This window comes from Mesorhizobium sp. M0870 (assembly GCF_040319775.1).
GTDB lineage: Bacteria > Pseudomonadota > Alphaproteobacteria > Rhizobiales > Rhizobiaceae > Mesorhizobium.
In genome coordinates this window covers 1-21765 of sequence record NZ_JAMYOI010000044.1, presented here as the reverse complement: position 1 = coordinate 21765, position 21765 = coordinate 1, and the positions used below count along the sequence as shown (strand labels likewise).

16 protein-coding genes, 1 pseudogene and 1 riboswitch are annotated in these 21765 nt (G+C 61.2%); of the genes and pseudogenes, 10 read left to right on the top strand and 7 right to left on the bottom strand.

The window, feature by feature from the left end:
* Nucleotides 1–92: 92 nt before the first annotated feature.
* Nucleotides 93–209: riboswitch (TPP riboswitch) on the bottom strand.
* A gap of 223 nt (nucleotides 210–432) precedes the next feature.
* Both NKH97_RS31115 and hemA read right to left on the bottom strand, forming a co-directional pair.
* The gene (locus tag NKH97_RS31115; protein WP_352799645.1) at nucleotides 433–1737 is read right to left on the bottom strand and encodes an ATP-grasp domain-containing protein; all 1305 of its coding nucleotides are present in this window, start codon (nucleotides 1735–1737) and stop codon (nucleotides 433–435) included.
* A 544-nt stretch (nucleotides 1738–2281) separates the two neighbouring features.
* Nucleotides 2282–3493 carry a 5-aminolevulinate synthase gene (gene hemA, locus NKH97_RS31110; RefSeq protein ID WP_352799622.1) on the bottom strand — a complete coding sequence of 404 codons (1212 nt, stop codon included), beginning with the start codon at nucleotides 3491–3493 and terminating at the stop codon, nucleotides 2282–2284.
* Nucleotides 3494–4340: 847 nt separating this feature from the next.
* Here hemA and NKH97_RS31105 point away from each other — a divergent pair.
* The gene (locus tag NKH97_RS31105) at nucleotides 4341–5009 is read left to right on the top strand and encodes a GntR family transcriptional regulator (protein ID WP_352538810.1); all 669 of its coding nucleotides are present in this window, start codon (nucleotides 4341–4343) and stop codon (nucleotides 5007–5009) included.
* Between the two features lie 11 nt (nucleotides 5010–5020).
* Here NKH97_RS31105 and NKH97_RS31100 read toward each other — a convergent pair whose 3' ends face one another.
* On the bottom strand, nucleotides 5021–5773 hold the full coding sequence (locus NKH97_RS31100) for an SDR family NAD(P)-dependent oxidoreductase (protein WP_286461381.1): 753 nt from the start codon (nucleotides 5771–5773) through the stop codon (nucleotides 5021–5023).
* A 365-nt stretch (nucleotides 5774–6138) separates the two neighbouring features.
* Between NKH97_RS31100 and NKH97_RS31095 the strand changes: the two are divergent.
* The 7 genes and pseudogenes from NKH97_RS31095 to NKH97_RS31065 all read left to right on the top strand — a co-directional run.
* Nucleotides 6139–6638, top strand: a pseudogene (locus NKH97_RS31095) (ISNCY family transposase); the annotation flags it as partial.
* A 479-nt stretch (nucleotides 6639–7117) separates the two neighbouring features.
* Complete coding sequence (gene torT, locus NKH97_RS31090; RefSeq protein ID WP_352799619.1) at nucleotides 7118–8188, top strand: TMAO reductase system periplasmic protein TorT; 1071 nt, start codon at nucleotides 7118–7120, stop codon at nucleotides 8186–8188.
* A gap of 73 nt (nucleotides 8189–8261) precedes the next feature.
* A complete protein-coding gene (locus NKH97_RS31085; RefSeq protein ID WP_352799617.1) occupies nucleotides 8262–9764 on the top strand; it encodes a sugar ABC transporter ATP-binding protein in 1503 nt (500 codons plus the stop codon).
* Nucleotides 9761–10735, top strand: a complete 975-nt coding sequence (locus NKH97_RS31080) for an ABC transporter permease (protein WP_352799615.1) — start codon at nucleotides 9761–9763, stop codon at nucleotides 10733–10735. Before NKH97_RS31085 ends, NKH97_RS31080 begins: the two co-directional genes overlap by 4 nt.
* On the top strand, nucleotides 10728–11717 hold the full coding sequence (locus tag NKH97_RS31075) for an ABC transporter permease (RefSeq protein WP_352799613.1): 990 nt from the start codon (nucleotides 10728–10730) through the stop codon (nucleotides 11715–11717). Before NKH97_RS31080 ends, NKH97_RS31075 begins: the two co-directional genes overlap by 8 nt.
* Before the next feature lie 16 nt (nucleotides 11718–11733).
* Nucleotides 11734–13794 (top strand): hydantoinase/oxoprolinase family protein, encoded by a 2061-nt coding sequence (locus tag NKH97_RS31070; protein ID WP_352799611.1) that lies wholly within the window; start codon nucleotides 11734–11736, stop codon nucleotides 13792–13794.
* A gap of 30 nt (nucleotides 13795–13824) precedes the next feature.
* Nucleotides 13825–15618: a hydantoinase B/oxoprolinase family protein gene (locus NKH97_RS31065; protein WP_023814385.1), complete on the top strand. Its 1794-nt coding sequence runs from the start codon at nucleotides 13825–13827 to the stop codon at nucleotides 15616–15618.
* A 44-nt stretch (nucleotides 15619–15662) separates the two neighbouring features.
* Here the strand turns inward: NKH97_RS31065 and NKH97_RS31060 are convergent, their stop codons facing one another.
* The 4 genes from NKH97_RS31060 to NKH97_RS31045 all read right to left on the bottom strand — a co-directional run bounded on the left by NKH97_RS31060 (nucleotide 15663) and on the right by NKH97_RS31045 (nucleotide 19644).
* Nucleotides 15663–16346 (bottom strand): GntR family transcriptional regulator, encoded by a 684-nt coding sequence (locus NKH97_RS31060; RefSeq protein WP_023737066.1) that lies wholly within the window; start codon nucleotides 16344–16346, stop codon nucleotides 15663–15665.
* An 89-nt stretch (nucleotides 16347–16435) separates the two neighbouring features.
* Nucleotides 16436–17749 (bottom strand): aspartate aminotransferase family protein, encoded by a 1314-nt coding sequence (locus NKH97_RS31055; protein ID WP_352799608.1) that lies wholly within the window; start codon nucleotides 17747–17749, stop codon nucleotides 16436–16438.
* Between the two features lie 36 nt (nucleotides 17750–17785).
* Nucleotides 17786–18766: a transketolase family protein gene (locus NKH97_RS31050; protein WP_352799606.1), complete on the bottom strand. Its 981-nt coding sequence runs from the start codon at nucleotides 18764–18766 to the stop codon at nucleotides 17786–17788.
* Nucleotides 18763–19644 (bottom strand): transketolase, encoded by an 882-nt coding sequence (locus tag NKH97_RS31045; RefSeq protein ID WP_023768618.1) that lies wholly within the window; start codon nucleotides 19642–19644, stop codon nucleotides 18763–18765. Before NKH97_RS31045 ends, NKH97_RS31050 begins: the two co-directional genes overlap by 4 nt.
* 98 nt (nucleotides 19645–19742) lie before the next feature.
* On the opposite strand from NKH97_RS31045, the gene NKH97_RS31040 reads away from it, so the two are divergent.
* A complete protein-coding gene (locus NKH97_RS31040; protein WP_502897113.1) occupies nucleotides 19743–21122 on the top strand; it encodes an aminotransferase in 1380 nt (459 codons plus the stop codon).
* 123 nt (nucleotides 21123–21245) lie between these two features.
* Nucleotides 21246–21765, top strand: a 520-nt coding sequence (locus tag NKH97_RS31035; RefSeq protein ID WP_352799602.1) for an aldehyde dehydrogenase family protein, incomplete at its 3' end; no start/stop codon positions are given.

Sequence of the window (21765 nt, the reverse complement as noted above, 5' to 3'; positions counted from 1 at the left end):
TTTGCTCATGCATTGGAGACCCAGTTCTGTGCCGGAAGGATGAAAAGACGCTTCTGTCGACCTGCCGAAACAGGACCTCGGGCTTGAACTCCCGCAAAGCGCTTGCACCGTCCCTACGCCAGTATGAACTGGATCAGGTTCAACGGGTCACTGCGCCGCGAAAGCCAGCAGTATCTCAGCCCCTTGCCGGGACTCCCCTGGTGAATGCCTCAAGTTGAACGGGCCGGCGTTGTCTTGTCAAGCGCATGTTCGTCCTGCGGCGGCGGTGGGCGGCAATCAAATTGGGCCCAAATTGGGCCGACGGCCTCGCCACGGGTCGCGGAGAAGTTCCGCGGCAGATAGGGCAGGTGTGGCCAAAGCTGCATTTGCCTCGTCAAACTTGATGTGACATTGACGTAGACGGAACTGCTGCGTTTCAAGGATCTTAAGCCGTCAATGCCTGATCGGAACAGAACTGGTGGGCCGCCCGAACGCCCCACAAACATCGTGCTCTCGATCACCTCTTATTGTCGCCGGAAAAGGGGTGATCGACCAATCGATCAAGTCGACCGCTCGCTGAAGGGCGCCCTCGGTTTCAGCACGGCTGGGCGAAGTGGCAATGACATGTCCAATCCAGTCTCGGAAATCCCCCTTCCTGACGATCGGTGTCTTGGGTTCAACATTCAATTTGACCTCGGCCACACCTGATATAGCAGCTGCCTGAGTGTCGCCACCAATCCAGTCCAGGGTGCCATCTTGATCAGGAAGCAGGAATCGCGCGGCCGCAGTATGCGAATGCTTTTTGCGCAGATCCCATTCCTCGCCAATGACAAGCTTGATGTGCTCGGCGACGAGGTCGACACCGTAAGCTAACTGGACCAGTTGAGGGTCGGGCGCGCCACTAAGACGCGGATTGACTTCAATGACAACTGGACCGCGTTTCGTGCACCGGAGTTCAACGTTAGTTGGCCCCCAGCCAAGGCCGAGAGCCCGCAAACAGCTCAGCGAAACATCGGCGATGCGCTCACGCTCCTGATCGGTTAGCAGGGCCGGATACGTCACCTCACGTATGACGAAATGGGGGAGGGGACCAAAGTCATTGGCGCAAATCGCAACGACCTCATTCCCCATAACATTAATGCTATAGAACGGGCCCTGTGCGAATTCTTCGACGAGTATTTTCGGTGTAGACCGCCATATGTGCTTTCCGCCCAATAGATAGGTCGTATGTTCGGCTACGTCTTCGAGGCTGCGGCACAATCGGACACCCATGCTGCCGCTGCCTACTGCCGGCTTAAGAATCACGGGCAGGCCGATCTCTGCAGCCGAGCTTTCTACCTCCGCCGCATTCGTTGCCAACCGATAAGCCGGTATTGGAACGCCGGCCTGCGCGAGGAGTTGGCGTTGCTTGAATTTGTCGCAGCTTCGTTCAATCGATTCAGGGTTCGGTCCCGGTAGATCGAAATGCCGGCAAAGCTTGCCAACTGTCGCATAGATCGATTCATGGTCCCCGGCAAAGCCAGTAATGCCAGCAATGTCGTGGGTAGCACGCAGCCGCGAACTTTCGCGGACCAACGCTTCGAGATTGCCAGTGTCGACACGGATTGCCTCAACGTTTTCCGCCGAAAGATAGTCGTACCGAGGTGGATCAGCCGTCAGAGTGATTGGATGAAGACCAAGACACTGAGCCGCTTGGACGTATAGCTGACCAGTACCCCTATGGCCTTCGACCAATATGAGCGCTCTTCTTCTTACCATTGCTGTTAATCCCGATGTTGCGTGCTGGCGGCGGTCCGAGGGTACCGGCGTCACTTTTATGGCCGTGCCGGACCTCAGACTCGCGGTGCCGTACCATTGTCAACGACTGACGGTTGTAAAAATCTTGTAAATTGATTTGAAGGATCTGTTGCAGCGTTGTTGATTAGGGCGGCGTCGGAGGCTTGCTCGTGTGTGATCCCGTGGGCCTGGGCGTGACCTACCTCACGGGTAGGGCACGCCAAGCCACATCAAACTCGCAGCACAAGAACATGCGCTCTGGTCATACCGGCTCATGGTGAGCCCTGAATCTGGAACCGGCCCGATGTGTAAGCAGCGAGTCGTCAAACGGCCCCATTCAATCATGGAGTCACATCATTTAAGATCGCGAAAGCTGTCATTGCGGGTTACGGAACTGCTTTCCGATGACATTCGAAGATGCGATCGGGCGTCAGAACCGGATCGCGGACCGCCGCTTCCACCTCGGCGAGCCCGGCTGATATAATCAGGTCTGAGGCTGCGCGCCCTGTCGTTCCCAGCATTTACATTAGGCAGCCTTGCCAAGATTGTCCCGCAGCAGAACCTGCCTGAGCGCATCGACGAACGTCCGAATATCTGTCGTACTATGGGCAGGCGTAACCGTCACCCTGAACCGCTCGGTTCCCACCGGAACACTCGGCGCCAGAATTGGCTGAACGTATATTCCATGCTGATCTAGAAGCTGGCGGGACGCTTCCTTGCAACGGAATGGATCACCAATAAGCACAGGAATGATGTGGCTTCGGGTCGGCATGACGGGGATGCCCGCCTCTTTCAGCAATCCGACTAAAAGTTTCGTTTTCCGGTGCAGATCAATTCGTTCTGAATCTGAATCGCGAAGATGGCGCAGCGCTGCCAGCGCACCAGCCGCAAGCGCTGGCGCAAGCGCCGTGGTGAAAATGAAACCGATCGAGAAGCTTCGTATGCTGTCAACAATGGAGGCAGGTCCGGTCACATAACCCCCCATCGAGCCGAACGCCTTACCTAGCGTCCCTTCGATGAGGGTTGGACGATCCATGATGCCAAGTTCCGCGGCAATGCCGGCGCCTTTCGGACCGTACATTCCCGATGCATGAACTTCATCCAGAAACGTCATTGCGCCAAATTCGTCCGCCATGTCACAGATATCTTTGATCGGTGAAATGTCACCGTCCATTGAATATACCGATTCAAAAACAATGATCTTGGGTCTTGCAGGATTTACACTGCGCAGAAGCTCCCGCAAATGCGCAACGTCGTTATGCCGGAAGACGCGCTTTTCGGCCCGGCTGTTGCGGCATCCACTAATAATTGAAGCGTGGTTGTGCTCGTCAGAAAATATAATTGTGTCCGGCATCAAAGATGCCAATGTACTCAATGATGAATCGTTTGAGCTGAAGCCGGAAACAAAAATCAATCCTGCTTCCTTGTTGTGGAAAGCTGCAAGCTCCCGCTCGAGCAACACGTGATAATGGTTGGTGCCACCAATGTTGCGGGATCCTCCCGATCCTGCGCCGTTGGCATCGATGGCGCGCTTCATTGCCGATAGCACTTTGGGGTGCTGCCCCATACCGAGATAATCATTAGTGCACCAAATGGTTATCTCTTTTCGGCCGTCGGGCCTATTGAGCCAGGCCTTTGGGAAGTTGCCAGACTGACGCTCCAGATCGGCAAATTCACGATACCCGCCACGGCCTTTGAGTTGCTCGATTCTTCCGGCGAAATACTGCACATAATCCAAATCAATCTCCTGTTGGGAAGCCGTTTTTCGGCGCGCTCAGTGCTGCTTCACAGCGCACCTGCGCCGGCCCACCGCGTCGCATCCCTCGACAAGCACCAGCAAGATTGGATTTCGACTACGCGCTTGATCTTGCGGGGGTTTCGGCCGCTCCAGCTAATTCGGGTAACGCGCCCCAAAGTGCAAGTGAAGAGAATGTTAAATCTATTTGTTACTGAAATGTCTGAAATTGCATAGTGTAAGGGATTTCATAATTCTGGCCAGTCGTCGTTCGATTCCTGTCGCGGCCTTGTCAGAGCTGCGCTCGGCGGGCTTTCGGGCCCGAGAGCCGCAATGCGCGAGGGCCGCGTCTTGTCGCGCAACAGCCCTTGAAGCCCTTCGGCGGCGAAACGCTCTGCAAACGCCATACGCAGCTTTTGGACGTGCTGGCCTGCCGGATCATCTTGACGGTGCCGACGTCATCGTCGGTCCAGCCGGTTCGGAGTCGCCTCAGAATCGGAAATTTCTGCCCATCAGACTGGAAATTGACACGTAAGCTTCCCGGCTCCTTCAGATGTCATCATCTCTCGCACACCAACTCATGCCACGCAGATGAGATCGCGCCTTTTTCTGTCGTCACATTCCATTGTCAGAATCGGAAAAGAAGGGTCTCCTTGTTTTTTATAAAAACAAAATTTCACAAATAATTATGAAAACGGACATGTTTGCTGCAGACAATTAACGTGCACGTACTTGTCTGCCGCTGCATAACGAAATATAGGCAGCGATTATAACTTATAAACGTAGTGAAACGCGTAAATCGACATTTCCATAGAGCTGCAGCAGAGGCGAGGGGAGTCCCATGGGCCCTATGAAGATGCAGCCCGAGGAGATGGGCAGCCTGTCCGCGCGGATTTACAGCAAGGTGCGGGATGGCTTGATCATCGGCAATTTCGCGCCGGGCGATCGTCTCCTTATGCAGGATCTTGCCGGGCAGCTCGGAACCAGCATTACGCCGGTGCGCGAAGCCTGTCTGCGGCTCGTCAGCGAGCAGGCGCTCGAGTTGCGCTCCGGCAGGTTCGCCGCGGTGCCAGACCTCAGCCGCGCCCGCTACATTCAGATCAAGCTGATCCGCGTGGCACTTGAAGGGCTTGCGGCAGAACACGCTGCCGACCATTTTGCCCCCGCCGATCTCGAACAGCTTGAGACCTTCCGCGCCTCATTTGTAGAGAGCCATAAGGCCGGTAATATCAAGGAAGCGCGATCCTCCAATCGCGCTTTCCACTTCGGCGTCTACCGCCTGTCGCGTATGCCGATGCTGATCGGACAGATCGAAAGCATGTGGGCCTCGATGGGTCCAATCCTTAACGTTTACGATCGGGAAATTCCGCGCGGGTACACCGGCGCGGAAGAACATGACCATCTCATCGAGGCCTTGAGGACTGGCGACAGGAAGAGGGCCCGCGAGGCGATCGAGAACGACATCCAGCGAGGCTCACATGGTTTTCTGCGCTATTTCGACGAGCGCGGCTCCGGCTGAGCTGAATTGCCCTAAGCACCATCGATCTGCGCGACGCGCGGTGTGCGCAGGCCGGCTGTTTCCCCGCCGTCTACAGTCACCACCGTGCCGTTGACATAGCTCGATTGATTCGAAAGTAACCAAGCGACCACATCAGCGATCTCTTCAGGGGCACCGAAGCGGTTGGCAGGGATCCGCAGTTCGAGCTGCTTCTTGCGCAGTGCATCGCTTATGATGTTGCCCATCATGCGTGTTTCGATCTGGCCGGGGCAGACAGCGTTGAAGCGGATCTCCTCGCCGAACTCCAGCGCGAGGGCCTGCGTCAGCCCGATGACCGCGGCCTTTGAGGCGCAGTAGGCAGCGAGCCCTTCTTCGCCCGTCTTTCCGGCGATGCTGGCCATGTTGACGACTGAACCCCTCCCGAGCCGCAAGCCGTCCAGCGCATGACGGATGAAGAAAAAGACGCTGCGTGCATTAACCGCAAGGACCTCATCCCAATCGTCCTGGGTGGCGGTGGCGAAGGCAATGCGCTTCGACATGCCGGCATTGTTCACGAGCCCCGCGAGCCGGCCGTTGCCAAGTTCAAGCGCACGGTCGACGACACGGCGGCAATCGTCTTCACGGATAATGTCACCGGCAACGAACGTGACACCGTGATTGGCGCGTTCGAGCGCCGCGCCCGCTTCTGCATCTCGGCCGGTCGCCACCACTCTGGAACCGGCAGACGCAAGTTTCTCCACGCAGGCCCGCCCAATCCCGTGCGTGGCGCCTGTTACGATGATCATTCCAATTCACTCCATTACGTATTTGGCAACCGCACAGTTTGGGGGGCTCGCTTTTGGGCCAATCCCCGCCCCATCAAATCATGACGAACAACGTTGTCGTCACCTAGGATCAGTGGATCAATTGTGACGCAGGTTAAAGCCGGTGGACTGGCGCAAGCGCCGGGCCGTCGGCCCAACGGCTGGATTGGCGATACTGCGCATGTGGCCATGTCTTTCCTCGCGTGATGGGGTGTTCCCTAGAAGCGGAGCGATATGCGGGTGTGACGACCGATAAGGCGGACCGGCTATTCCGATAGGGACATCCATACTGTCGCATGACCGACTCGTCATCCCCGCAAGGCCAGTAATGCCAGAAGTGCTGCACAATACGCCAAGAACGCACACCGACCAATCAGTGTTTCGACTGTTCGCCGCACATGGGATCGGCCTCTCAGCTGGCAAAACCATGTCGCAATGGCTGGACGTGCATCGCGATTTGCGAGCCTGGTGACGCGGGACTTGCGCCGGCACGCCATCAAGGGAACCGGCCGCGACGGCTTGCCGGCGGAGGCTGTGCTGCCCTGCCCCTGCTCAAGCAGCACCACCCACTAAGCATCGGGAACCCGCGTTCCATTTAGAAGCCTCCACGTTGCGGGCCTTTGCCCGGCTGCCGGGAGAATGAAGTCGCAAGACAACACCCGCAATCCGGGCGCCGATGAAGAACTCAGGCTGGCAAGCGCCAGACGAGAGAAGTTGGAAAGCGGCACGGTCGTGCGCGGGGAACCCTTATTTCAACAATCATCCGACCGCAGCGTGTTATGGCACGCTGCGGTGCGGTTCAGCGCGGCTGTTGCAGCACGCGAATGCACTGGCCACATCTCCTCCCTAAAGACCCTATGACGATTTGGTCGATAGCGAAGTGCGGCTGCTGACCAATGGCTCTGTATTCGAAGGCCACGCTGATCGCTTTGACTTATTCGCCGGCGCTTGATGTCAGGCAACTCGATCGACAAGCCGCATACCGGTCGGTCGCGAGGAAGCCCACATCGCCGCGGCCAGTTGCATGGCTGCTGTCTCCGACCTCGTCTTTCGTCAAATGGATTGTGATCCCGGTCGAGGCAGCGAAACCGCGATTGAAGACACCTTCCCGGCTGAGCACCGGCTAATGAAAACGCTATTGACTTATAACTTATAAGTAGTACGGTAGCACTGTGAAAATGAACAACGGCGCGGATGGCCCTGAAGGCGAACTCGCCTAGACGGTACTACGATCCGCCAGCAAGCCTCTGCTCCCAAGGCAGACCGCGGAGCCGGCGAAATCGCCGGCTCCGGACCCGGGAACACACGAAACAAATGGGGAATCACATGACCAAGTATCGCGCTTTCCAATCCATCCTCGCGGCGGCTTTCGTCACCGGCGTGGCCGTCCTGCCCAACGCCGCCCAGGCCAAGGATTGGTGGCCCTTCAAGATCAACGCGGCCAAAGGCGGCGATCTGAAAAAAGTCGAGGCACTCGACTATGTGCCGCTGGAAAAGGCCGAGAAGCCTTGGAACCTGTGCGTCTTGTTTCCGCACCTCAAGGACAGCTACTGGGTCTCGGTCGACTATGGTATCGTTGAGGAAGCAAAGCGCCTGGGTGTCAAAGTGACGGTCCTGCAGGCTGGCGGCTATGACGCGCTGCCCAAGCAGCTGTCGCAATACGACGATTGCGTCGCATCCGGTGCCCAGAGTATCCTCGTCGCCGCCATCTCGGAAGCCGGTCTGGCGGCCAAGCTGAAGGAGGGCGACGCCAAGGGCCTTGTCCAGATCGCCGTCGCCAATCCCATTCTGGAAACTCCGATCACCGCGCGCATCACTCCCGATACCTACCAGAAGGGTTTTCAGGAGGGTGAGTACCTCAAGAAGTATCTCGGCGACAAAAAGACGACCGCGATCGGCCTGCCGGGTCCGCAGGGATCGGGTTGGGCGGAGAGCTATATGGCGGGCTTTCGCGACAGCATCAACACCGGCAACATCAAGCTCGCGGCCGAGCTCTATGGTGAGCCCGGCGTTCCGCAAAGCCTGCGCCTCGTCGAGGACGCCCTGCAGACCTATCCCGATCTCAATGTCATCTGGGGCGGGGCTGCTGCGGCGGAAGCGGCCGTCAGCGCCGTCGCCGACGCTGGCCGCGACGATGTCGTGATCATGTCGTCTTACGAGAACCAGACGATGCTGAAGCTGGTCAAGGAAGGCAAGGTGCTTGGCTTTGCCGCCGAGTATCCGGTGATGATGGGCCGCATCAGCGTCGACCTCGCGGTGCGCGCCTTGGAAAAGAAGGACTATGAGAAGGTTCTGCTGGTCGCGCCGGGTATCGTGACCAAGGACAACGTCGACAAAATCGACCCGACGCAGATTTTCGCGCCCGATGGGTGGAAGCCTGAATTTTCGGTACAATAGTCGCATCTTCGATGGGCGGCAGACCTCGGCCTGGCCTGCCGCCCTTTTTGCTTCGAGTTCGGTGGTGTCAGCGATGCTTGAACTTACGGGTATGACGAAGCGTTTCGGGGGTGTGGTGGCGCTTGACGGCGTCGACTTCTCGCTGTTGAGCGGCGAGGTCCATGCCCTTCTCGGCGAAAACGGCGCCGGCAAGTCGACGCTCATCAATCTGATAGCGGGAACCTACGGCTGGACCGAAGGCTCTTGCCGTATCGACGGCCAAACCGTTTCCGCGCTGACCCCACAGAAATCCCGCGATGCCGGGGTGGCGGCTGTGTTCCAGGAATTCAGTCTCGTCCCCGACCTCACGGTCGAGGAGAACCTGTTTCTTGGACGCGAGATCAAGGGAAGGCTTTTCCTGAATCGACGCGCGATGCGTGCCCGCGCGGAAGAACGCTTCCGCGACATTGGCTTTCACGTCGAGCTGGCCAGCAAGATCGAAACGCTCACCCGGGCGCAAAAGCAGATGGTCGAGATTGCCAAGGGCATGCTTTCGGATGCCAAAATCCTCATCCTGGACGAACCGACCGCGTCGCTTACCGACGGTGAAGCGGAAAAACTGTTCGCCGCCATCGCGGGCCTCAGGGCGCGGGGCGTCGGTATCATCTATGTGTCGCACCGCATGGCGGAGATCCGTCGGCTCGCGGACCGTGTCACGGTGCTGCGAGGAGGGCGTAAGATCGACACAGTGGCCATCGCCGCGGCATCGGACGCGACCCTGATCGAGATGATGGTCGGCCAGCCGGTCGAACGACTTTATCCGTCAATCAGCCAGCGCCCCGCCGAAATCGTGCTGGCGACCAGGGGGCTGCGTGTCTCCGGTAGCGTGTCGGACGCCTCCATCACGGTCAGGGCTGGAGAAATCGTCGGCCTGGCAGGCCTGGTTGGCTGCGGCCGCAGCGAACTTTGCCGGGCGGTGTTCGGCTTGGAGCGGGTGACGTCCGGTGAGATCGAGCTCCATGGCGCGGTGGTTCGAGCGCCAGTGCCGCACAGCATGTTGCGTGCCGGACTTTGTTACTACCCGGCCGATCGCGGCGCCGAGGGACTGGCGCTTGGCCGACCAGGCCGCGAGAATGTGACCATGGCCGCGCTCGACGACCCGAGACTGTCCCAGGCCGGACTGCTCAAGTTCTGGCGCGAGCGCCGGGCGATAGCCGCGCCGTTGAAGACACTGGGTCTACGACCGATGGCCCCCGAACGCGCGGCGTCGTCCTTTTCGGGAGGAAACCAGCAGAAACTCGTGCTGGCGCGCGGTCTGATGCGTCCTGTCTCGGTCCATATTTTCGATGAACCGACGGTCGGCATCGACGTGGGCGCCAAAAGCGAGGTCTACAGGCTTATGAAAAGCCTGGTCGAGAATGGCGCGGCTATTCTGCTGTCATCGTCCGAACTGCCAGAGCTCGTTCACCTGGCCAACCGCGTCTATGTCATGCGCGAAGGGCGCATAGTCGCCGAACTCAAAGCCGACGGCATCACCGAGGCCACTGTGCTGCGTCACTATTTCGACGCCGAAACCGGCGCCACGGAGGCAGCATGAGCCCTGACACGCTGCGGCGCCGTTTTCTGGAAACCGGCGGGATCGTCATCCTGCTTCTGGTCGCGGTTGCGGCCGCGGCCGCGATCATCGAACCGCGTTTTCTGAACCGCCTGAACATCCTCAACGTCCTGCGCAATTTCTCCTTCCTGGCGGTTCCGGCGATCGGCCAGATGATCGTCATGACCACGGGCGGTTTTGATCTGTCGGTCGGCGCCACCATGGCCTTGGCCTCCGTGGTCACGGCAGCGGCGATGGCCACGATGCCCGATGCGCATGGGCTCCAGCTGCTGGTGCCGGTGATGCTGGCCTTGGGCAGCGGCGCCTGTGTTGGCCTGGTAAACGGCACGCTGGTGGCGCGGCTTTCCCTATCACCTTTCATGGTGACATTGGCATCGTTGTCGATCGTCGCGGGAACTACGCTCTATTACACGCAGGGTATCCCGATCTATGGCGTTTCCGACGCTTTTGTCGATGCCATCGGGCGAGGGCAGGTGCTTGGCCTGCCGCCGGTCTTGCTGCTCGCGATCGTGGTGATTGCCATCGCCATCATTCTGCAGCGTCGGACCGCGCTCGGGCGCCACTTCTACGCCGTCGGCGGCAACGTCGGCGCCGCCCGGCTGTCGGGAGTGCGCACACACCGTGTGCTGATAACCGCCTATGTGCTCTCCGGTCTTCTGGCCGCGCTTACCGGCGTGCTGGTCACCGCTCGCATCGGTTCTGGCCAGTCGACGATCGGCGGGACGCTCGGACTGGAGACGATCGCAGCGGCGGTGATCGGCGGCGTTTCATTGCGCGGCGGCTCAGGCCGCGCCGAGAACGTCGCCATGGCGGCGCTGTGCCTGACGATCATCGCCAATGCGATGAACCTCACGCAGATCGACAGCAAATTCCAGACGCTGGTGCTGGGCTCGGTGCTCATCGGCGCATTGGCTTTCGACCGAATTGTTCAGGGGAGGCGGGCCAATGTCTGATCGTCCAGACATGGCGGCTCCAGTTGTTCTTGACCGCGCTCGCCCGGACATCCGCCAGTTCGCGGCGCAGGCCAAGCTGCCGGGGCTCGTATTCCTGGCCCTGCTGGTTCTCGGTCTGCTCGACCCGCGTATCGTTTCAAGCGGCAATCTCTGGAACATCGCGATCCAGACGAGTTATCTCGCACTGTTTGCCATGGCGCAGACCATGGTGCTGCTGACGCGCGGCTTCGACCTGTCGCTTGGTTTCACCGTCTCGCTCGTCAGCGTCATATCGGCGATGGTGATGACCGGAACCGGCGATATGCCGATCCTGTGGGGAATCGCCGCCGGCCTCGGCGTCGGGCTGCTGATCGGCGGGCTGAACGGCGTCCTCATCGCCGGTATCGGCATCAACCCGTTGGTGACGACGCTCGGCATGGCCAACATTGTCATGGCGCTGGCGGCAACCGTCAGCGGCGGCTTTCCCGTGCCGGGCATTCCCGAGGCCTTCACGGACGCCTTGGCGGAGGGACGGCTGATCGGCGTTCCGGCGCCCATCCTGTTCGCCGCGCTTTGTTTCGCACTGCTGTTCCTGGTCCTGCGCTTCACCGTGTTCGGCCGCGGCCTGTATCTGATCGGCGCCAACCCGCGCGCGGCGACGGCGGCGGGCGTTCGAACCGGACGCGTCGTTGCGATCGACTACGTGGTCTGCTCGCTGCTGGCCGCGATTGGCGCCATGCTGCTCACCGCGCGCACCGGATCGGGCGAGCCCAATCTTGGCGGCAACCTGACCCTGGAATCGATAGCGGCGGCGGTGGTCGGTGGCGTGCGCCTGACCGGCGGCGAAGGAGGCGTCACCGCGGCTCTGCTCGGTGCCCTGTTCATCACGGTCATTTCCAACGCCATGAACCTCATGCAGGTCGACGGCTATCTGCAGCAGGTTCTTTTGGGCCTCATCATTCTGGCCAGCCTGATACTGGGCCGCGATTACAAGAAACGCTAACAGCTTCGGACCTTAAATGGCTTATCAAGTCTGCATCGATATCGGCGGAACCTTCACCGATTGCCTGGTTTCCGAGCCCGGTGGGAAAATCTCGATCTTCAAATCGCCCACCACGCCCGGCGAATTCGAGAAGGGGTTCATCAACGTGCTGCACGTGGCGGCGGCCGGATACGGGCTCGATCCCGCGACGTTCATGACCAAGATCGACTTGATCGTACACGGCTCGACCGTCTCGACCAACGCGCTGGTCGAGCGCAAGACCGTCAAGGTCGGATTGATCCTCAACGAGGGACATCAGGACATCCTCGTCCTGCGCGAGGGGCCGCGCAAGGGCGCCTTCCAGTGGCGGCTCGACTATCCCGAGCCCTATGTCCCGCGCCACCTGACGAAGACGGCGCGGGGCCGCGTCGATGCGCGCGGGCGGGAGCTCACGCCTCTGTCGAGATCCGATGTCGAGGCGGCGATAGCCGACTTCCGGCGCTATGGGGTCGAAGCGATAGCGGTCGGTCTGCTTTGGTCGGTCGTCAATCCCATCCATGAAACAACGGTGCGCGAAATCATCGCGCAGGCATGGCCCGAGATCCCGGTGACGCTTAGCCATGAAGTCAATCCGATGTCGCGCGAGTACAAGCGCATCATCGCGGCCGCCATCGACGCGTCGATCAATCCGATCGTGCGAACCTATATCGAGGACTTGCGGCAAGCACTTTCGCAGGCTGGTTTCCAGGGCGAGCTGCTGCTGGCCAACTGCGTCGGTGGAATGATGCCTCCCGCCGAGATGCTGCGGCGGCCAATCTACAGCGTCATGTCGGGGCCGACGCTGGCGCCGATGGCGGCGCTGGCGCTGAGCGACGAAGCCAACGTCATCGTCGGTGACATGGGCGGCACCACCTTCGACGTCTCGGCTTTGCGTGACCACCAGATCATCGTCACCCCGGACAGCATGATCCACGACGACTCGCTGGGGATCGCGAAGGTCGATGTGAGATCGGTCGGCGCCGGCGGCGGGTCCATTGCCTGGGTCGATGATGGCGGCCTGCTGCGGGTCGGACCTCAGAGCGCTGGAGCGCGGCCGGGGCCGGCATGCTACGGAGCGGGCGGCACCGCGCCGACGGTCACCGATGCCAATGTCGTGCTCGGCATCATCGACCCCGATTATTTTCTCGGCGGCCGGATCAAGATCAGCCGCGAACTGGCCGAGAAAGCGGTCGCGAGCATCGCGACGCGGCTCGGCATCCCGCTGCTCGACGCGGCTTACGCCATCCAGACCACCAGCAACCACAACATGGTCGGGGCCATCGAGGAAATCACCATTCGCGAGGGCATAAACCCACGCGACAGTTTCTTTGTCTGCGGCGGCGGTGCGACCGCCATCCACATCGCCGAGATGGCCGACATATTGGGCTTGAAACGCTACATGATCCCGCGCTTCATGGCTGGGTTGAGCGCGTTCGGCGGGTTGATCTCTGATATCACGCGCGAGGAAAGCGCGGTTTTCCTGACCTCGACCCGGCGCTTCGACGCCGCCGGCGTCTCCGACATCCTGGCGCGGTTGAAGGTGTCGGGCGAGGCATTCCTCGAACAGGCCGGCGTTGAGCCCGACCTGCGGCGTTTCGAGTTCTCCTTTCTTGGTCGCTACGAATACCAGTCCTGGGAGATCGAGGTCCATTTCGAGGCCGACGAGGCGCGCCTCGACCCGGCAAAACTGCCAGGTCTCGTCGAAGCGTTCCATCAGATGCACGAACGCATCTATTCGATCAGATCCGACCGCGACGTTGTCGAATTCACCAACTGGAAGCTGCGCGCGGTGGGCAAGCGGGCCAATCAGGATGCCTGGAAAGACTTCAGGCTGGCCGACCAGGCGACAGCGCCGGTCGCCAAGACCCATCGGCCAGCCTATTTGCATGAAACTCGGCGGACGAGCTCTCTGCCCGTCTACGACATGGACCAGCTGGGCGCGGGGGCGGCGCTTGATGGGCCATGCCTGGTGGAGGCGACGACGTTCACCGCCTTCCTCAAGGACGGACACCGCGGGCGCGTCGACCCGCAAGGCAACATCGTCGTGACTGTCGATTGACACCAATCTTCCCGAGCAAGGCATCATAAAATGAATTCACCTGTCATTCGCCTGGAGACGCCAACGCGCCGCGTCGATCCGTTCCTGATGTCGGTTCTCAAAAGCCGGTTCGAGGCCGTCGTGCGGGAAATGACGCTGGTCGTGATGCGGGCCAGCCGCTCGGCGGTGATCAAGAACGCCCGCGACCTGAGCTGTGCGATCCTGACCTATGATCACCGCCTCGTTTCCACCGAGGACGCGCTGCCGATCCACGTCATGTCGATGGATCTGGCGACCCGTCCGATAACGGAGTTGTTCGACGATATCGCCGACGGCGACATCTTCCTCAACAACTGCCCATACACGGGTGGCACCCATCACGCCGACCTGATCATGGCCATGCCGATCTTTTTCGACGGCAAGCCGCTGTTCTGGGCCGTGGCGCTTTCCCATCACGCCGATACTGGCGCGCCGACACCTTCGACTTATCTGCCATTTGCCAAGAACGTTTATGAGGAAGGGATCCACTTTCCCTGCGTGCGCGTGGTCGAACAGCACCGGGAGAAGCAGGACATTCTGCGCATCGGCATGATGCGCAACCGTGTTCCAGACATCTGGCTGGGCGACGTGCGCGCCCAGATCGGCGCCTGCAGGACCGGTCGACGCCGTCTGTTGGAACTGCTTGAAAAATACGGCCGCGACACGCTGCTGGATTTCGTCGAGGACTGGTTCGACTACGGTGCACGTCGCGCCATGGCCGAGATCGCCAAATTGCCGAAGGGCAAGTTCTCCTATGAGGTTCGCCATGACCCGGTCCCCGGCGTGGCGGAGGAGGGCATCCCGGTCAGGATCACCATCGACGTCGACCCTGAAGCCGGCGAGATCACGGTCGATGTGCGTGACAACATGGATAACGTCCCGGGAGGTCTCAACCTTTCGGAAAACACCTGCACGGGCTCGTGCCGCATTGGCGTCTTCAACAATCTCGACGACGGCATCCCGCACAACGAGGGTGCCAAGAGCCGGATCAAAGTCTTGATGCGCGAGGGAAGCGTGGTTGGCAAACCTCGCTACCCCGTAGGCACCTCGGTGGCGACCACCAATGTCAACGACCGGTTGATCATCGCCGGCAATTGCGTGTTCTCGACGATGGGAGAACCCTACGGCCAGGCCGAGAGCGGCTCGCACCTGCCAGCGGGGATCGGTGTGATTTCAGGCAAGGATCCGTTCAAGGATGGGCAGCCCTACGTCAACCAGGTCTTCATTGGCTACGCCGGCGGCGGAGCGCGTCACGGTTATGACGGCTGGCTGACATATTGCGGGCCGGCGAATGGCGGCCTGATCGCGCTGGATTCCGTCGAGGTGGATGAATCCATGTATCCCATCATCATTGAATCGCGCGGCGTGGTGGCGGATACCCAAGGCATTGGCGAGTTCGAGGGCGCTCCCGCGGTGGGCGGTGTCTTCTATCCCGTCGACCACGAGATGACACTGGTCTACTCGGCCGACGGCACAACCTTTCCGCCGCGTGGCGTGCTCGGCGGCGGTGACGCCAAGGCCAGTCATAGTGCCAAGCGCGGCACGGACGGCAAGCTGGTGGAATTGCCCGCGTTCCATGAGGAGGCGTGTCGCGCCGGCGAGCGCATCGAGTTCGTTGCCTGTGGCGGCGGTGGCTACGGCGACCCGACCAAGCGCGATGTCCGCCGTGTCGCGGCCAGCGTTGACCGCGGCTGGCTGACGAGCGAAGCGGCTCGCCAATCCTACAAGGTGGCCCTGGTGCTGGACGCCGAGCAGGGCGTCTGGGTCGTCGACCAGGATGCCACCGCGCGCCTTCGGGCGGCCTGAGCCAGCGCGAAGAGAGGTCGCCAGCAAATGACCGGCGGCTTCGATCACGCCCGCTTGGCGGCCGCGTCCTGCTCGTCGAAATACCGCAACAGGTTCATGCCACCGCGCACGATGTCGCGTTCGATCGCCTTACGCGCCACCTTCTTGTTGCGGGTCCGGAACGCTTCGATCAGCGTCTCGTGCTCCTCCGCGCCGATGTAATCGTTCTCGGCCTGCAGATAATACACGTTAAGGATAGGGCCCATCGAGACCCACAGGCTTTCGATCTGGGCGATCAGCATATCCATCTTGGACAGGCGGTAGACGCCGAAGTGGAATTCACGATTGGCGCGACGGGCGCGGTCAGCATCGCCGGACGTTTCGCCGGCCACGAAATCGCGATGGATCTCGACCAGTTTTGCAATGTCCTTCTCCGAAACATGCTCGACGGCGAGTTCGGCCGCTAGCCCCTCGAGCGCGATGCGAATGAGCCGGACCTGCCAGTAACGCGACCGGGTCAGCTCTGGAACGGTGATGAACCGCCCCGACCGCAGTTCCAGCGCCTGCTCGCTGACGAGCCTGAAACAGGCCTCGCGCACAGGCGTGACGCTGGTGCCCAGCCGTTGCGCCAGATCCTGCATCAACAGCCTTTCACCGGGCCGGAAATTGCCCGCGATCAGGGCTTCGCGCAGCGAAATATAGGTTCTCGCCGACAGACTGCCTTGCTCGATTGGCTGCATCGTGCTCATGGTCCACCGCTGCAATCTTGGCCGCACCGAATCGGCAACGGATAGGTACGAGACGCTCTTATATCCTATAAGTCCGTTGCGAAACATGGCTAGGAGCTGGCGGGTTTCCCAGCGGAGAGCTTGCGCAGGATTGTCTCGATGACGTCAATCGAGTTCTCGACCGTCGCCCGGTCATGGCTCCCTGACAGGTAGAGACGCTTGAGCGGAAGCGGCTGACCGATCAGCCGGTTCGCCACCATCTCCTTGCGGAATGCGAGATCGAAGACATCGTCGTTGCGCAGCAGGTCCTGATAGTCGCGGTAAGGCCCGCTGAGGAAATAGATCAGCCAGACCGAGCCAAACCCGGCGCTCTGCGCGGGCAGGCCGAGGCGATCGATAATGCCGTCCAGCTGCGTGCGCATGAAAGCGCCGAGGGCAAACAGACGGTCGTAGAAGCCTGGTTTCGACAGCTCCTCGATCGTCGCCTGCATGGCGGCGAGCGTCGACGGCGTGCCGTTGAAAGTACCGCCCATGAACACGGATCCTTCCCCGGTCCGGCCGACGAGCGCCATGAGATCGCGACGACCGGCCACCACGCCAACGGGATAGCCTGAGGAGGCCGCCTTGCCGAAGGTCGCGAGATCAGGCGTGACGTCGGCGATCGACTGATAGCCGCCGAGCGCGTGGCGAAAGCCGGTGATGACCTCGTCGAAGATCAGCACGACACCATGATCGCTGGTCAGGCGACGCAGCTCGCGCAGGAAAACATCCGTCGCGATCACCGACCCCATATTGTGAGCGATTGGCTCGATGATGATCGCCGCGACATCGCCTGGATTGGCTTTGAGATAATCCTCGACGGCGCCGGCATCGTTGTAAGGCAGCACGATGGTGTGACGGGCGGCATCCTCGAGGATGCCAGCACTGATGGGATCGTACTTGCCGATCGCCTGCGCGTGCGACTGTACGTTCATGGCGACATAGTCGTGCCAGCCATGATAGCCGCCTTGGAACTTGATGATCCGCTTGCGACCGGTGGCGGCACGGGCAAGGCGCAGGGCATGATAGGTCGCCTCCGATCCGGAATTGCAGAAGGCGACGAGATCCGCGCAAGGGATGCAGTCGACCAGCGCCTCCGCCACCTCGATCTCCAGCCGCATCGTTCCCGCGCCGACAAGATCGATGTCCTGGGAGACCGCAGCGATGCGTTCACGCACCGCCGGATGACAGTGGCCAAGCACATTGGCGCCGAAGCCGCAGTGGAAGTCGGTGTACTGGTGTCCATCGACGTCGTAGAGAAACGCACCCTGCGCCCGGGCAAATACATGCGGCGCGCCGAGCCTGCGGCTCGGGCTGAGCAATCCGCCCGGCATCACCGCACCGGCGCGCTCAATGAGTCGGGCGGTGTTATTCTGATCGGTCATCGGAATGTCCGTGCATGGCTATGGTTGTCCGCCGGCTCAGCCGAGGGCTTCAAGAACGGTGGCCTCGATTCCCGCCGCGTCCAGCCGGTAGTGCTTGTAGAGATGCGTTGGCGGCGCAATCAGGCTGTATTCGTCGCGGATGCCATGGCGTATCAACCGTGCCGGGCTGCCCGCCTCCGCCAGGATTTCCGCCACGGCGCCGCCCAGACCGCCCAGGATATTGTGTTCCTCGATGGCTAGAATGAAGCGGGAGTGAGCCGCGGCCGAGAGCACTGCCTTCGTATCCATTGGCTTCACCGTATGCATGTCGATCAGTCCGACGGATTTGCCCGCCGCGCGCAGCGCGCGGTAAGCCTCCCTTGAGGGATGGACCATCGAGCCACAGGCGATGATGGTCAGGTCCGATCCTTCGCCGTGAACGATCGCCTTGCCGAACTGGAAGTCGACGCCGTCGTCTTCATAGACCAGCGGTTCCTGGCCGCGGCCAATGCGGAAGTAGATTGGCTGGGCATGATTGACAGACGCCTTGACGGCGGCCGCCAGTTGCGGGCCGTCAGCCGGCGCGACGACCGTGAGGTCGGCGATGCTTCGCATGATGGCAAGATCTTCCGTCGCATGGTGGGAGGTGCCGTAGAAGCCGAGTGAAATACCGGCATGATGACCGATCAGCCGCACCGGCAGCGCCGAATAGGCGACGTCGGTTCTGATCTGTTCGCAGCACAGCAGCGCCAGGAAAGAAGCGAATGTAGCGACGAACGGCATGGCGCCGGTGCTGGCCATGCCGGCAGCAGCCGAAACCATGTTCTGCTCGGAAATGCCAAATTGCGTGAAGCGTTCGGGAAAGCGTTGCGCGAACCGCACCAGCCCGTTGGAATATTGAAGGTCGGCCGTACCGGCCACGACCGGATAACCGTCTTCGACCAGCTCAATGAGCGCGTTGGCCAGGTAACTCAGGCCAGGCGCGCGCGCGTTGATCTGGCGGTACTGCCAGGAGTTGGTATCGATCGGGCCGTTCATTGTGTTTTGCCTCCACGCTTGATCTCTTCGGCGGCCAAGGCCTCGTCCGATGGCGCGAGATAGCCCAGATGCCAGCCGGGTTCGGTTTCCATGTAACCAACGCCCTTGCCTTTGGAGGTCTTGGCAATGATGCAGACGGGCCGGGTGCGGTCTGCCTCGGCCTTCAACTGTCGCAGCAGCGTCGCGAGAGCGACGACGTCGTGCCCATCGACCTCGTGCACCTGCCAGCCGAACGCCGCCCATTTGTCGGCCAACGGTTCGATGCCGATGATGTCGTCGACCTGCCCGTCGAGCTGGTATCCGTTGCGGTCGACGATGGCGATCAGATTGCCGGCCTTATGGTGGGCGGCGGAGAGCGCCGCTTCCCAGACCTGGCCCTCCTGCATCTCGCCGTCACCGAGCAGGACATAGACATCGAAGCGCCGGTTGGCCGCACGGCCGCCAAGCACCATGCCGAGGCCGCCGGACAGGGCATGGCCGATCGAGCCGGAGCTGAAATCGACGCCGGGCACCTTGCGCATGTCGGGATGATCGCCAAGCGGATTGCCGAGCCGGGTATAGCCGTCGAGGACGTCCTTGGAGAAGAAGCCCCAGTCGACCAGCAGCGGATAAAGGCCGACCGCGGCGTGCCCTTTGCCCATAAGGAAGCGGTCGCGGTCCGGCCATTGCGGCTCGCCGCGCCTCAGCCGCATCGCATCGTAGTAGAGCGTGGCGAATATTTCCGCGCAGGAGAACACCGACGAATAGTGGCCCACCTTGGCGATCTGGATGAGGCGCAGCGTCTCGAGCCGGACGAACTCTGCCCTGTCGCGCAACAGGGCGATCCGCTCCGCGTCGGGTGGCAGGGTGTTGTTTGAAGGAGTGGGTGCGTTGGCCATTGGACGTCACTCTCGGGATCATTTTTTCTCGACAACTTATAAGTTATAAGATATTCCTCGCCGAAGCAACCGCCTATCTGGTCGCAAGGAGAATTTTGATGAACAACGAATCGCGCGTGCTGGACATGGCCAGGCACTTTCATTCCCAAACGGATCCACGCCTGCATGAGGATCATGGTCCGTTGACGATCGTGGCCGGCGAAGGCGCGACCGTCGCGGATGACGCGGGCAACCGCTATATCGAGGGCATGGGCGGACTCTGGTGTGCCTCGCTCGGCTTCAGCGACAGCCGGCTGGCCGCCGCGGCTGACCGCCAGATGCGCAAGCTCGCCGTCTATCACACCTTCAATCACCGCTCGAATGGGCCCACCGTCGAACTCGTCGAACAGCTTACCGCGTTGGCGCCGTTCGACAACGCGCGCGTTTTTCTGGTCGGCTCCGGGTCGGAAGCCAATGACACGATGGTCAAGCTCGCCTGGTATTACCAGGCCGCGCGGGGACGTCCGGAGAAACGCAAGATCATCAGCAGGTTTGGCGCCTTCCACGGCAGTACGATCATGGGCGCGGCGCTGAGTGGGCTGCCGCACATGCACAAGTCCTTCAACCTGCCGCCGCTACCAGTCATATTCGCCGCGCGGCCGTTCCACTATCTCGACGGTCTGCCGGGCGAGGCGGAGCATGACTACGCCACGCGCCTGGCCCAGGAACTCGAGGCCCTGATCCTGGCGGAGGGGCCAGAGACGATTGCCGCGATGATCGCAGAGCCAGTCATGGGCGCCGGCGGCGTGCTGGTACCGCCGGAGAATTATTTTCCAAAGGTTCAGGCGGTGCTGCGCAAATACGACATCCTGATGCTGTCCGACGAGGTGGTCTGCGGTTTCGGACGCACCGGAAATTGGTTCGGCAGCCAGACTTTTGGCATGGAACCGGACATGCTGTCGGTCGCCAAGGGGCTTTCATCCGGTCATCTGCCCATTGGCGGCGTCATTATCTCCGACAAGGTCTACCAGTGCGTCGCCGACGAGGCCCACAAGGTCGGCGTGTTCGGCCACGGTTTCACCTATTCCGGCCATCCGGTGACAGCCGCCGTCGCCGCCGAGGCGATCAGGATCTACCGCGAGATCGATCTCGTGAGCCAGGCGCGCCGTCTCGGCGATTATCTGCATGCAGCGCTCGCGGACGCGCTCAACGACCATACACTGGTCGGCGAGGTCCGCGGCCGCGGTTTTATAGCGGGGATCCAGATCGTCGAGGATCGCGCCGCCCGTCGCGCCTTTGCGCCGGAGCTGCGAATTGGCACCGATGTCGAGCGGCGGTGCCGCGAGCACGGAGTCATGATCCGCAACATGGGCGACGTGCTGGCAATCTGCCCGCCCTACGTCATCGCCCCTAAAGAGATCGATTACATGGTTGATGGCATTCGCGCGGCTCTTGATGAGACCGCGGCGGCCCATGCGCGGACTGACCAGTCGGCATGAACCCGCCCGGCGAGGCGGCGAGACGTCGCTGGAGGGGCCGGCCGCGCGAAAGGCGCTTGGGCAAGCGCGAGCCGCAGCCAGCATACAGGATCCTGATTGTCTTATCCGAACGGAGGCCAGACCATGCTTCAGAAAACCAGCCATTTCATGCGCCAGGCCAATCTCATCAACGGCGAGTGGGTGCAGGCCGACAGCGGACTGACGGTCGACGTCAACAATCCGGCCACCGGTCTCAAGATCGGCACCGTGCCGAAGTCGGGCAGGGCCGAGACCCGCCGCGCCATTGAAGCCGCCGCGGAAGCTTTCAAGACCTGGCGCAAGACGACCGCGCTCGAGCGCTCGAAGCTGCTGCGCAAGCTGCATGACGCGATGATGGACAATCAGGACGTGTTGGCCGAACTGCTGACCATCGAACAGGGCAAGTCGCTGTTCGAATCGAAGGGCGAGATTGGCTCTGCCGCGGCCTACATATTGTGGTTCGCCGAGGAAGGTCGCCGCACCTATGGCGATGTCGTGCCTTCGCCATGGGCGGACCGCCGCATCCTGGTGACCAAGGAGCCGGTCGGCGTCATCGCCGCCATCACGCCGTGGAATTTCCCGTCCTCGATGCTGGCCCGCAAGCTCGGCCCGGCGCTCGCCGCCG